General features: G+C 37.3%; 9 protein-coding genes and 1 pseudogene. 6 read left to right on the forward strand and 4 right to left on the reverse strand.

Going from position 1 to position 13,063, the window contains the following annotated elements:
- Nucleotides 1–91 precede the first annotated feature (91 nt).
- Complete coding sequence (locus Q0Y84_RS11415; protein ID WP_297953811.1) at nucleotides 92–1,039, reverse strand: GH25 family lysozyme; 948 nt, start codon at nucleotides 1,037–1,039, stop codon at nucleotides 92–94.
- A gap of 300 nt (nucleotides 1,040–1,339) precedes the next feature.
- On the opposite strand from Q0Y84_RS11415, the gene Q0Y84_RS11420 reads away from it, so the two are divergent.
- Nucleotides 1,340–2,956 (forward strand): polysaccharide biosynthesis protein, encoded by a 1,617-nt coding sequence (locus Q0Y84_RS11420; RefSeq protein ID WP_297953814.1) that lies wholly within the window; start codon nucleotides 1,340–1,342, stop codon nucleotides 2,954–2,956.
- Nucleotides 2,957–3,186: 230 nt separating this feature from the next.
- On the opposite strand, the gene Q0Y84_RS11425 is transcribed toward Q0Y84_RS11420, so the two are convergent.
- The 3 genes and pseudogenes from Q0Y84_RS11425 to Q0Y84_RS11435 form a co-directional block, all read right to left on the reverse strand.
- Nucleotides 3,187–3,423, reverse strand: coding sequence for a hypothetical protein (locus tag Q0Y84_RS11425; RefSeq protein WP_297953817.1), 237 nt, complete (start codon nucleotides 3,421–3,423; stop codon nucleotides 3,187–3,189).
- 46 nt (nucleotides 3,424–3,469) lie between these two features.
- Nucleotides 3,470–6,010, reverse strand: coding sequence for an ABC transporter permease (locus Q0Y84_RS11430; RefSeq protein ID WP_297953820.1), 2,541 nt, complete (start codon nucleotides 6,008–6,010; stop codon nucleotides 3,470–3,472).
- A gap of 9 nt (nucleotides 6,011–6,019) precedes the next feature.
- Nucleotides 6,020–6,720: pseudogene (locus tag Q0Y84_RS11435) on the reverse strand (ABC transporter ATP-binding protein).
- Nucleotides 6,721–6,814: 94 nt separating this feature from the next.
- On the opposite strand from Q0Y84_RS11435, the gene Q0Y84_RS11440 reads away from it, so the two are divergent.
- From Q0Y84_RS11440 to Q0Y84_RS11460, 5 genes are all read left to right on the forward strand, one after another.
- Nucleotides 6,815–8,122 (forward strand): PTS sugar transporter subunit IIC, encoded by a 1,308-nt coding sequence (locus tag Q0Y84_RS11440; protein ID WP_297953823.1) that lies wholly within the window; start codon nucleotides 6,815–6,817, stop codon nucleotides 8,120–8,122.
- Nucleotides 8,103–9,008: an alpha/beta hydrolase gene (locus Q0Y84_RS11445; RefSeq protein WP_297953826.1), complete on the forward strand. Its 906-nt coding sequence runs from the start codon at nucleotides 8,103–8,105 to the stop codon at nucleotides 9,006–9,008. The genes Q0Y84_RS11440 and Q0Y84_RS11445 overlap by 20 nt, the downstream gene beginning before the upstream one ends.
- Before the next feature lie 322 nt (nucleotides 9,009–9,330).
- Nucleotides 9,331–11,457, forward strand: coding sequence for an ATP-dependent Clp protease ATP-binding subunit (locus tag Q0Y84_RS11450; protein ID WP_297953828.1), 2,127 nt, complete (start codon nucleotides 9,331–9,333; stop codon nucleotides 11,455–11,457).
- Between the two features lie 113 nt (nucleotides 11,458–11,570).
- Entirely contained in the window at nucleotides 11,571–12,203 is a 633-nt protein-coding gene (lepB, locus tag Q0Y84_RS11455) for a signal peptidase I (RefSeq protein ID WP_297953831.1), read from the forward strand.
- Nucleotides 12,204–12,248: 45 nt separating this feature from the next.
- The gene (locus tag Q0Y84_RS11460) at nucleotides 12,249–12,986 is read left to right on the forward strand and encodes a hypothetical protein (RefSeq protein WP_297953835.1); all 738 of its coding nucleotides are present in this window, start codon (nucleotides 12,249–12,251) and stop codon (nucleotides 12,984–12,986) included.
- Nucleotides 12,987–13,063: the final 77 nt, after the last annotated feature.

A 13,063-nucleotide genomic window follows, 5' to 3' on the forward strand; every position in this document is an offset into this window, starting at 1 on the left:
ACCAAACAGCCTTTTAATGGTTGCTTGATTCTATTCATTTACTCATTATCAACAGGATTTGACAAAGAGCCATTTTTGATTGACTTATTTTTTAATAAACATTAGCAGTTCTAATGTATTGGTTCTTGGCAATCTTGTAATATTTCTTGCCGTTGATTGTCTTCTTACCGTGAGTAGTAACGGTTGAACCCTTCTTTAAGGTTTTGCTGGTACGCTTACCATTCTTGTTGTAAACGTGAGCCTTTTTCTTTAATACGCGAGCCTTCTTAGGAGCTTGAGAAACGGCACTTGATGAAGTAGAAAGTGGCAAAACATTGATGTTACCGTCAACGTTAAGACCACGCCAGTTGTCAGTAAATTGCCAAATTGATACGCCCTTCATTGATGGGAAGTAGTTAAAGCTAGGGTTGTCAATTCGACCTGAAACAGCGTATGCTGCAACCCATAATGAGTTAGGGAACTTGTTAATAACTGCGTTAGTATTAATATTGTTTCTCAAAACTGATGAACTAGCGTAAAGGAGTGGCTTGTAGCCAGCAGCCTTAATTTGGCTTAAGAAAGCATTGATGGCATTAGCGGTAGGGTTCTTACCACCGTAAATGTTGTTGCCATCGCCTGATTCATAGTCACAAGCAAGGTATGAACCTGAGCCTAGACCAACAGCTCTAGCTGAAGCAATTGCGTAGTTAGCTTCACGCTTAGCAGCAGCAGTATTAGCTGAGAAAGTAGCGAAGTGGTAACCCATTGGCATCATATTTTGTGCAAGAGCACTAGCAATTTGTACACTAGCCTTAGGGTTTCTGTAGCTGGTACCTTCGCTGATCTTAACTACAGCGAACTTGGCACCGTTTCTAGCATGAGCTGAAAGATCGGCACTTTGGTAACTGGCAACGTCAACCCCGATTGAATGTGCAGCAATTGAAGTAGTTGAAGCTTGAACATGTGCTTGTGGTTGAACAACTGCAGCTGCAGCAACGCCAGTAGTAGAAAGCATAGCAACATAAGCTAATTTAGTGATAATCTTTTTCTTTAATGACAACTTAATTCCCCCGATGAATTTCTTATATACATTATTATTTTTATCTAATTATGACCTTTAACAGAAACATTTTAAGAATAATCATTAAAGTCGTTCAGGTCAAGGGGTCTAACGCAAAATTAAAGGCTGGGTAACAATATAGTAAATAATGTAACTGAATTGTATTATTAGGAAGGGAAAATAAAAGTAAAATTTTTTAAAAAAGGGTAACTACTCGGAATATATTTGCCCCAAAGTTAAAAAATCCACGTATAATAAGAAGGCATAATGAGAAACTAACGTAGATTTGAGGCTTATCTGTTGAATAAAAAAATCCTATCCGGTTCATTTTGGCTATCGTTTGGTAGTATCGTATCGAGAATTCTCGGGGTTGTTTATTTAATTCCTTGGCTGATTATGCTAGGAAGCTACCACAATCAATTAAATGCCCAGGCGCTGTTTAATTCGTCGTATACGCCATATGCATTGTTTTTATCGATTGGAACGGCAGGCCTTCCTTCGGTTATTGCCCGGGAAGTATCACAATTAAATTCACAAAATAGATATAAAGACAGTTTATACATTACCAAGCTAGGCTTTATGATTATGCTGGTTATGGGATTAGCATGTGGTGTTTTGTTATACGCTACTGCGCCAATTATTGCTAAAAATAGCCCGGTTGATTCTGTTGCTAGTGCTACGATTTCAATTCGGGTGTTAGTGCCGGCGGTTGTGATTTTGCCATCAATGAGTATGGTGCGGGGCTGGTTCCAGGGAAATAACGACATGAAGCCATATGGTATTTCTCAATTGTGGGAGCAGTTTGCTCGTATTTTATTTATTTTATTAGCGACTTTGTTAATTATTGAGGTCTTTCACCATAACTATGTAACGGCAGTCTATTTCAGTGTGTTCGGTGCCTGTGTTGGTGCGATTGCTAGTTACCTTTATTTATTTGCTTATATGCGCAAGCAGTGGGGACATTACAAGGAATTAATCGCCCAAAGTGCTCCGCGGACTTTAAACAATGTTACGCATAGCTTGCTTAACTTATGGTATGCCTCAATTCCTTTTGTTTTGTTAGGTTCATTTATCACCGTTACCCAATTGGTTGACCAACTTTTATTTAAGCAAATTTTGATCAGCTTTAATCATATGGGTAAGACCTATGTTAGTTACTTGTACACAATTTTTTCAGCTAATCCAAGTAAGATTACCACGGTGATTATTTCATTGGCGACAGCTGTTTCTGAGACTAGTCTGCCGCTTTTAGCAGGGCTTAAGTATAAGTCTAGGGACAGCCAAGAAAGCATCAGAAAGCTGCTCTTAGAGAATTATAAGCTGCTCTTATTTGTCTTGCTTCCGGTTGTTGCGCTGGGCAGCTTTGCAGCTTCACCAATTTATACGGTTTTATTTTCACATGATAGTTTAGGTGCATATTATTTAGTAGAAAATATTGTCCAAAGTCTGCTGGCTGGTTTAGTCATGAACTCATTGACCTTATTATTAGCTTTGAACATGAATAAGCTGGCGGTGATTTACATGATCGAAGGCGTTTTGGTAAAAATTATTTTGCAGGTACCAATGACCATGTTCATGAATGCTGATGGGGCAATTTTATCAACGGATATTTCTTTTATCATGGTTATTTGGCTCAGCTACCACAAACTAAACAAGACCTATGGAGTTAAGCTGAGAAGCCTGTTGCCAATTGTTGTCTCAAATGAAATTTATCTGATTTTACTTTTTGTTTACCAGCTTTTATTGGGCCACCGCTTTAATGATTTAGGCCGGGTTGGTAGTTTTATCTATTTGTCTATTTTTGGCGTAGTTTTCCTCGGAATTTATATTTTGCTGGCTAACTGGATGAAGACTTCAGAGACAATTTTTGGAAAAAAGATTGGTTATCGTTATTATCGGTATAAGCATTTTGAGTAAAAATAGAATATATGTTCGAAGCATGAACAGTGATTTGGTTCAACAGATACCTTAAAAGTAAAAATGTAGACCGAACAATATTTAGATAAAGACGGTAAGTTAAAAAGTAACTATACAATTTTGCAAGTGCTTGATCATGTTAAGGGATCTGAACAATTAGAACTAGATTTATTTGATAAGAATTAAGAAAAGCCACCTGTCATTGTGACAAGTAGCTTTTTTACATAGATTTAATAATTACGATTGAAGTCGCCCATGCTGGACCGCATTGCTTCATCGATATACTTTGAAGCCTCGTTATCCGCTTCTTTCAAAGCATCTTGGACATCCTTATAATTCATTTGGTTAACAAGGTAGAATCTTAAAGCCTTGTTAACTAGTTTATTAAAATCAACATCGTTGATCTCTTCGTATTTATCAATTAATTTACTGACATCGCTGTTTAATTCAAAGTGCTTTCTTGGCATGTTCTTTCCACCCTTTTCTATAGTGATTATTATAGCATAACAGCGCTTAATCAATGGAAGACAAGGCATCTAGCATGTTGATTCGTTTGATCTTGTGATGGACAACAATCGCTAAAATAGCGGTGATAATTGCTGGAATTAGGGCAGAGAAGACAAAATTCAACGGATACATATTAGGATCAAACATTGCTACATCTGGTGGCAAACTCGTAATAATAAAGTGATGCAGCCACCAGCCAAAGCCGAAGCCAACAATAATTCCTAATGCCGATAAGATAATTGTTTCGCGATAAATGTACATTGTCGTTTCATTATCGTAAAATCCGAGCACTTTAATTGTTGATAATTCGCGGATTCTTTCAGCAACATTGATATTAGTTAAGTTGTAAATAACTACTAAGGCTAACATCCCCGAAATTAAAATCAGAATCAGGATGACTTCGTTTAGACTGCCCGTGAAACTACCCAGCAATTTTCTATTTGATGAAGTTGAAACAACTGTTTCAATTGCACCTGTTTTAATCATTTTTTGACTAATCTGGTTAATATTTCCTGGGGAATGGTTGGCCATGGTTACTAAATAAGCATTGGCAGTGAATTTTTTACCAGTTGCTTGGGCATATTCAGCTGGGCTCATAAAGATATAATGGCCGAGATACATTTCACAGATCCAACTAACCTTGAATTTAAGTAGTTTGCCATGTTCATCTTTTAAGGAAATCGTTGATCCTTTTTGAGCATGCAAGATAGTGGCTAATTTTTCTGAAATAACTACACCGTTACTTGGCAAAACGAGCTTTTTCTTGCTCTGACGTTCTCGCAAATTGATCGATTTTCTAAAATGTTTAGTTGATTGTGGGGCGATTAGCATAATATTTTCAGTTGCTCCAGTGCGATCAAGGTGCTTGGTCAATTGCTGATATTGGACAGCATTAGTTTGCGTAACAGCATTGCCAGTAAAGATTTTATTTAATTTTTGTTGCTCGGTCTTGTTAACATGACGATTTTTCAAAGCAATGACGTCATTTTTTTGCACTTCAGAATATTGAATATTGCCAATCCCTTGCAGCGAATCACGAATACCAAAGCCCATTACTAATAATCCAGTACAACCAGCAACGCCTAAGATGGTCATCAACATTCTGCTCTTATAACGGAAGATATTACGGGCGGTTACCTTGGCTGAAAAGCTCATATGCTTCCATAAAAATGGAATATATTCTAGTAAAATCCGTGAGCCATTTTTTGGTGGTTTAGGTAAAAGCAGGGCTGAAGGCCGTTCACGCAAAGTTTGAGCTAAAGTAAGCATTGAGACAACCGTTGTTGCCAGCAGTGCTACCGTTAATGAAATTAATAGTGGTCCCCAGGCAAAATTGAGTTGGTAATCAGTTCCTAAGGTTGAGCCGGCTAAATAGGCCTTAATGATTAAATTGGGTAAGAAGGTGTAACCTAAGCTAGCGCCAAGAATAACGCCTAAAATCGCAGCTGAAGTGCTATAGAGCAGAAATTTAATGGCAATCGCACCGTTACCATAACCTAAGGCTTTTAGCGTACCAATATTAGTCCGTTCTTCTTCAACAAAACGCATCATTGTGGTTAAACTGACCAAGGCAGCTACGGCAAACAAGAAAACAGGGAAGACATTGGCTAAAACTTCAACTCGTTCAGAATCTGCGCGATAAGAAGCGTAGCCTTGACTTTCTTCACGGCTATTAATTGTGTAGCTAGGATAAGCAATTTTAAGCTTATTTTGTGGCACCTTAATCTGCGTGGGATCAACTACAATTCCCCGTTTGAGTAGCTGCTTAGCTGTCGCTTGACGGTATTGTTTTTGATACATCGCCCGATATTTATCATATTTATCGGCTCGATTTTGATTCAAAGCAGTTTGCAACTTGTTTTGATCGCGATAAACTCGGTTGCGGTAAGCTACGCTAAAAGGACTTAGATTAGCAGTATTTTTAAAAGTAATGCGAGCGATTTGGTAAACTGGCGCAGCAAAGGCGTTATGACTAGCAACCGCAATGCCAGTTAAATGACCATTGCCAATATTGGTTTGACCAATTTGGTTTTTATCTAAGAATTCACTAGCTTTGACGAAGCCAACAATCTTGTAAGTTTTATTTTTTAAGATGCCAGGCTTAGTAAAAGTGATTTTTTGCCCTAAGCGGTATTTTTTCTGCAATAAATATGAGAGTGAAATTTCGGTTTTATTCTTAGGAAAATGTCCCTTAATCAATTCATAACTTGAAAGATTATCTGATTGAGAAAGAACACGGAGCGTATCAGGTTGATTCTTGATTTTAACATCTTGAAAATAACCAAAGGTGGCTTCTTTCACTTCTGGTAAATTTTGAATAGTAAGGCAATCAGTTGAATTAATGCCATAGTTTGAAGTGACGGTGACGTCAGCTAAATTATGCTTGGCAAAAAAGTCCGCTCCTGTTGCTCGCATGTCAGGACCAGCCATTTTTAAACCAGTAAAGGCAAAAGTTCCCAGTGCAATTAATAGGATAATAGCGATGTAGCGGCCCAGAGAATGAGTGATTGCCTGCCAAGCATCTTTCCAAAGAATAGTTTTATGCATGTTGCTCACCTACCATTCAATTGTACTGATGTCAGCGGGATGCTCATTATGGTGGATTTCTTGAATACCGCCATCGTGAATATGAATGACCTTGTCAGCAATCGGAGCAATAGCGGCGTTATGGGTTACGATCAAGACGGTTGAGCCGTTTTGCCGACTCATATTTTGTAAAATTTTGAGGATTCGTTTGCCTGTTTTATAGTCAAGGGCGCCGGTTGGCTCATCACATAAAAGCAAAGCTGGCTTTTTTGCGATGGCTCTGGCGCTTGCAACGCGCTGTTGTTCACCGCCCGATAATTGAGCCGGAAAATTGTTTTCTCGTTGCCCTAAGTCAACGTACTGCAAAGCTTCGTCGGCACTCATTGCATCCGGGACAATTTGAGCAGCTAATTCAACGTTTTCTTTTGCCGTTAAGTTGGGAATCAAATTGTAAAATTGAAAGACAAAGCCAACGTCATTGCGTCGATAAGTGGTTAATTCTCTAGCGTTATATTTGGCAATGTTTTTCCCAGCGACAATTACGTCTCCACTTGTATTTGGCTCCATTCCGCCTAAAATATTAAGCAAAGTAGATTTGCCGGCGCCTGATGAGCCAAGATAATGACTAGTTCTCCCTTATCAACAGAAAAAGTAATGTCCTTATTGGCATAGATGGTTGTATCACAGGATTGGTAAACTTTAGTATTATTTTTTAAGTTAATGTAAGCCATCGTAATCAGCTTTCTAATATAGATGTATAATTGATAATTGTTTTGATTAACTTTATTCAATCATATTTAGAATAAATAGGTAAAGGAAAACACCATGGTAAACAGAATCACAAATATCTTTCTTAAAATAAGAAGATTGGCAATTTTTAGAATTTTTCAGCGAACGATGGTTATGTTGATGCCGATCGCAGTAATTGGATCATATTTTAAGTTATTCAGAGATGCTGTTTTTTCACCCGATAGTTTTATTTACAATATTTTTAATTTTGATATAACCTTGCCAGATCGTTTTTGGTATGCAGGAGCATTTGTCAGTCGGGGAATGGTTCGGGTAACCTTCGGTTTATTTGGTATTTATGCGGCTTATTTTGCAGCACGTTATACTGCCCGTTTATACCGTAAGGATTCAACCATGGCAGGGATGACGGCCGTCATAGTTATTATGTTTTGTGCTTATGCCAATAACTTAGCTAATAATGCTGGCGATCATTCACCGTTTTCTTCCAGTGTTTTAAAAATTAATGCTGTCTTATTGGCTTTATTAATCGGCTATGGGGTAGGACAAATTTTTCATTGGTTAGGAAAAGAACACCAGCCGGTAAATTTTGAACATGCCACTAGAATCAGGGAAAGAGCCTGGAATGCGTTTATTCCGACAATATTTGCAATTGTTTGTGGGGTAATTTTAGGAATTATGATTTATGAATTTCAAATCAAATTCTTGAATTCTAGCACTTTTAAAGGCTTAGTTACTCAAATACAAGAATCAAATAACATCTTGCTGATTGCATTACTGACAATCCCTGTTTTTATCCTTAGCTGGCTCGGAATTGGTTATCCCTTAATTTCTTTGTCAACCACTTCTAATAGTATCTCAGCAGCAGCTAACTTAAATTTTGCCTTAAAAAATGGTAGTGCTTGGAATGTGCCATATAAGTATTTGGGTAGTTCTTTGTTTTATCCTTATGCGGAAATGGGCGGAGCAAGCATTATTTTAGCGATGATTGTGATCATCCTAATTTATAGTAAAAATAAGGATAGTGAAAATATTGCTAAGGCAAATTTGCTTCCTGCGGCTTTTGGGTCAACTTGGGGCATGATGGTCGGGATGCCAATTATTTTAAATCCAGTGCTACTGCCAGCGATTGTGATTATTCCAATTATTAATGTTTTATTAGCTGCGGGAGCGATTTTTGGCCATTTAATCCAGCCTTGTGTTTACCCTGTTTTAAGTGGGACACCAGGTATTTTGGTCTCGTTCTTTGGATCTAATGGTGACTGGAGTAACTTGGTATTTTCTATTTTGTTGTTTATTTTGGATATAATAATGTTTATTCCAACTATGAAATTAGGTTTGCGACTTGAAAGGGGACTAAAGGATTATGAAGGAAAGAATGATTAATTTAATTCGAAATCCCAATTTTAAATGGTTGGCAATTGTCCTAGTTTTGTTAGTGGCTTTGGCTATCCCCGGTTATTCTTGGATGAAGGCCGATAACCATGCTAGAGCCGAAAGACGCAAATCGCTTTTGTCGCCAGTAATTATGATTCCTGGTTCTAGTGCAACGACTGAGCGTTTTAACCAATTGGTGAAGCAGTTAAATCAAAAAACACCGACTAAGCATAGCGTACTTAAGATTAAGGTTTTAACGAATGGAACATTATCATATTCGGGCAAAATTAATAAAAATGACAATCAGCCTTTTATTATTGTTGGTTTTGAAAATAATCATGATGGTTATAGCAATATTAAAAAGCAAGCTAGTTGGTTTGATCAAGCTTTTTATGTCTTATCAGAGAGTTATAAGTTTAATAATTTTAAAGCCTTTGGGCATTCTAACGGCGGTTTGATCTGGACTTATTGGCTAGAGCATTATTACTTTCAATACTCTGATGAAATTAAAATCAAACGTTTAATGACGCTAGGAACACCATATAATTTTGGTGAAAAAAATATTAATCATAAAACGCAAATGCTAGAGGATTTTATCAAGAATAAAGATAAACTACCGAAAAAATTGGTTGTTTATTCCTTATCTGGGGGTAAAAATTACGAATCTGATGGGATTGTACCTGAAGCTAGTGTCGCAGCTGGAAAATATATTTTTCAGAATCAAGTCAAAAGCTATACTGCAATGACGGTAACGGGCTCAGAAGCGGATCACTCAGATTTACCTCAGAATAAACAGGTAATTAAATTGATTAACCAGTATCTGCTTGAGCCAAGAAAATTGCGCGGACCGCAAAATACTGGACAAGCAAAAGAAAAAAGCAATAATAAGAAGTAGGCAGAAATAGTTTACGATAATAAACTTATTCTTATCTGTGGAAAACTTCCGTAAAATTCAACAGTTTTAAGCAAAATGATCATCAATTTTTGCCTATCTTAAGAAATTCTTTAGAATTTGTGAAGCACTACAAATGTTGACATGACAGCATTTGTAGTGCCTTTTTAATTTAAAATCACAAAAAAATAAGAAAAATGTGGAAAACTTTTGATTTTTGGCTTGCGATCTGTGGATAACCTGCTATACTATTAAATGTAATGAGTTAGCACTCAACAAGCTAGAGTGCTAAAGACGTAAATTTGAGATAGGGAGTGTTGCATATATGGCATACTTTGATAATGATTTTGATAACTTATTTAACGAATTGAATAGCTCATTCTTTAATGACGACTTCGGCACTAGAAGAAATAGCAAGGGCAATTCAGGTTCAATTCCAATTAACTACTCCAGCAGCATGGATGCTGCACCACAAACCATTCAACAAAACCCACAACAACCAAATGAAAAGCCAATTGGTGTTGATTTAGTTGAAGAAGCTAAGAACAACAAGTTTGACCCAGTAATCGGTCGTGATGAGCAAATTGATAACGTAATTGAAATTCTTTCAAGACGTAAGAAGAACAATCCTGTTTTAATCGGACCTGCTGGTGTTGGTAAGACTTCTATTGTAGAAGGTTTAGCTGAAAGAATTGCTTCTGGCAATGTACCAGCTAAGATGGCTAACATGCACATCATTTCAGTTAATATTAATGATATGGTTGCTGGTTCAAGCCTTCGTGGTAGCTTTGAAGAGAGATTAAAGAAGGTTATTGACAAGGCTAAGAGCGATCCTAACATTGTTTTATTCATCGATGAAATTCACAACATCGTTGGTGCTGGTTCTACTGATTCAGAAAACAACAATGGGGACGCAGCTAACATCTTGAAGCCAGCTTTGGCAAGTGGCCAATTGAAATTAATTGGTGCTACTACTACTAGCGAATTCCAAAGAATTGAAAAAGACCCAGCTTTATCACGTAGATTCCAAGCTGTTCAAGTTCCAGAACCTACAACTAAGGTTGCTGTTAAGATTTTGGAAGGCTTGAAGAAGAAGTACGAAGACTATCACCACGTAAAATACAGTGACGACAGTCTTAAATTGGCAGTTGAATTATCAGAAAGATACATTCAAGGTCGTTACTTACCAGACAAGGCCATCGACTTGATGGATGAAGCTGGTGCTAAGAAGGCATTGCTGGTACAACCAACTGATGAAAAGAGCTTAAAGAACCAAATCAGCGCTCTTGAAGCTAAGAAAGCAGAAGCTGCTAAGGCAGAAGACTACGACAAGGCTTCAGAAATTAAGGGCAAGATTGCTGAACTTGAAGCACAACTTAAGAACGTAGATAGTAAGAATACTCCAGAAGTAACTGAAAAAGACATCTACGCAATTATTGAGCAAAAGACTAAGATTCCAATGAGTGAACTCCACGCTGACGAAGCTCAAAAGAACTTAGACCTTGCTAAGAAGTTGAAGAAGAGCGTAATCGATCAAGATAGAGCGATTGATGTAATTACTGACGCTATTTCTCGTAAGCAAATCTTCAAGGATAGCGACAGACCAACTGGTTCATTCTTACTTACTGGTCCTACCGGTGTTGGTAAGACTGAACTTGCAAAACAATTAGCAATTCAATTATTTGGTAACAAAGAACACTTAATCCGTTTGGACATGAGTGAATACCAAGACGAAATGGCTGTTAACAAGTTGATTGGTTCTGCACCTGGCTACGTTGGCTATGGTGAAGGTGGTCAATTAACTGAAAAAGTTCGTCACCAACCATACTCATTGATTTTGTTTGACGAAATTGAAAAGGCTAACCCACAAGTCTTCAACGCATTATTGCAAATCATGGATGACGGTCGTTTGACTGACGCACAAGGTAGAACTGTTTCATTCAAGGATACTATCTTGATTATGACTTCAAACGCTGGCTTCTCTGACAAGTTGCTTGAAGACGGCAAGGTTGACCAAGACAAGTTAATTTCAGCTCTTGAAAACTACTTCAGACCAGAATTCTTGAACCGTTTGGACGCAATTGTTCCATTCAACTCACTTACTGAACAAGACATGGGTAAGATCATCAACATTTACTTGAAGAAGATGTCTCATGTTCTTGCTAAGAAGGGTGTAACGGTAGAAGTTTCAGACGAAGCAAAGGCATTCTTGGCAGAAAAGGGTTACGACAAGAAGTTCGGTGCTCGTCCACTTAGAAGAGTAGTTGAACAAAACCTTGAAACTCCAGCTGCTAAGTTGATCTTACAAAAGCCTGACACTAAGAAGATCGAATTCACTGCCGATGACAAGCACTTGTACTTGAACGGTGAAGCAATCTTTGATATTTCTCCAAAAGTTGAAGAAAAGGTTAAAGAAGACGAAGCTAAAGCTGAAGACAAAAAAGAAGACTAATTAGTAGTCATTAAGAATGAGAGAGGTATTTCCGAGGAAATACCTCTTTTTTGTGATTTGGCAATTTCTCCATAAAGTTGTAAACTGTGAAAAAAGACAAATGGAGAAAAATAATGGCTGAAAAAAAAGAAGAAAAAGAATCATGGGGTAAATTTTTCCTAGATATCTTAATTATTTGGGTTATTTTGATCGGTGCCTATATGCTGCTTTTCCGCTTCGTCTTGAGCAACGATACGGTATCAGGTCCTTCAATGCAACCTACTTTTCAAAATGGCGATCGCTTAATTGCTGTGCGCCATGCGCAAATCAAGCGTGGTGAAGTAGTCATTGTCAAGGCGCCAGATGAACCAGGTGCCTTATACATCAAGCGGGTAATTGGCTTACCTGGTGAAAAGATTGTCAGCAAGAATAACCAAATCTACATTAATAATAAAAAGATTGCTCAACCTTGGTTAAAACAAGGCACGAAGTTAATTGATAATGGCTCAGATACATTTTATTCTGAAACCCAAAACTTCACAATGCAGTCATTGATGCGAGCTCGCACCTATCAGCAGTACTTTACTAGAGCACAAATTAAATATGTCCAAGATACTGGTCGAATTCCGAAGAATACTTACTTTGTAATGGGCGATCACCGTAGCGTTTCTAAGGACAGCCGCTATATCGGAACGATTAAGCGTAGTGGTATTGTCGGCGTAGTTAAGGTACGCTACTGGCCACTTAACCAATTTAAAGTGTATTAGTTGAAAGATATTCCTGCGGGAATATCTTTTTTGATCGAGGAAGAAATGAAACGACAAACTTTTGATTTAATTAGTAGAATAATTTTAACCTTATTAGCTTTATTAGCGGTTATTGTAATTTTTAGTTTACAGTGGCCAGGTCGCTCTAACGTTTTAGCTGTAATTGACGGCATTTTATATTTAATTAGTGCAGTTGCTTTTTGGTTTGCCGATCGACAAGGTTGGGTACGAGTTGTTTTGATCAGTACCTTGGTAGCGACATTATTTTTGAGTATTGCGCAGGCATTAGCCGGGATTCCACTAGGAGTTTATCGTGGTAGTGGAATAGTGATTTCTTGTCTAAGTGTTTTGCTCGTTTCACCAGCAATTTTAGGTCTGATTTACTATAATTTAAAAATTAATCATAGTAATTTAGAATTATTATTGGTTTTCATGCGGTTGGTTCTTAATTTAGAATTAGCATTATTTGCACTAATATTGTTTGTGATGCTTGAGATTAGTGGTGCTTTGATTTGGTCATTGCCAGGTTGGGGCCAATATCTCTTTGTCTACGGCATGGTATTATTAGTGATTTTAGATCTAGTTTATGCAATTATTAATTGGTTTGATTTTTATTGCGGAAAAGTAACTTGGATTACAACTAGTTTAGTGGCAATCGAAATGCTAATTTGTTTGCCGATGATGGGGATGCCGATAGTAAATGTGGTTATCTTCATTTTGCTTGGCATAGTGATTTTGTTCTTTACGGCATGGTTGAATAATTATGTTAAAAATAAAAAATAATGTCAATAATTTAGGAAAATGTCCCAAAATTATTTAATTATTAGCGGAGAATTTGCTCTCCGCTATTTTTATACGTA

The sequence above is a fragment of the uncultured Lactobacillus sp. genome (genome assembly GCF_947367125.1).
GTDB lineage: Bacteria > Bacillota > Bacilli > Lactobacillales > Lactobacillaceae > Lactobacillus.

Bases quoted from the DNA above. Each gene is read 5' to 3' on its own strand.
- Q0Y84_RS11430 (WP_297953820.1), bottom strand. From the start codon at position 6,010: ATGCATAAAACTATTCTTTGGAAAGATGCTTGGCAGGCAATCACTCAT.
- Q0Y84_RS11460 (WP_297953835.1), top strand. From the start codon at position 12,249: ATGAAACGACAAACTTTTGATTTAATTAGTAGAATAATTTTAACCTTA.
- Q0Y84_RS11425 (WP_297953817.1), bottom strand. From the start codon at position 3,423: ATGCCAAGAAAGCACTTTGAATTAAACAGCGATGTCAGTAAATTAATT.
- Q0Y84_RS11450 (WP_297953828.1), top strand. From the start codon at position 9,331: ATGGCATACTTTGATAATGATTTTGATAACTTATTTAACGAATTGAAT.
- Q0Y84_RS11445 (WP_297953826.1), top strand. From the start codon at position 8,103: ATGAAGGAAAGAATGATTAATTTAATTCGAAATCCCAATTTTAAATGG.
- Q0Y84_RS11440 (WP_297953823.1), top strand. From the start codon at position 6,815: ATGGTAAACAGAATCACAAATATCTTTCTTAAAATAAGAAGATTGGCA.
- lepB (WP_297953831.1), top strand. From the start codon at position 11,571: ATGGCTGAAAAAAAAGAAGAAAAAGAATCATGGGGTAAATTTTTCCTA.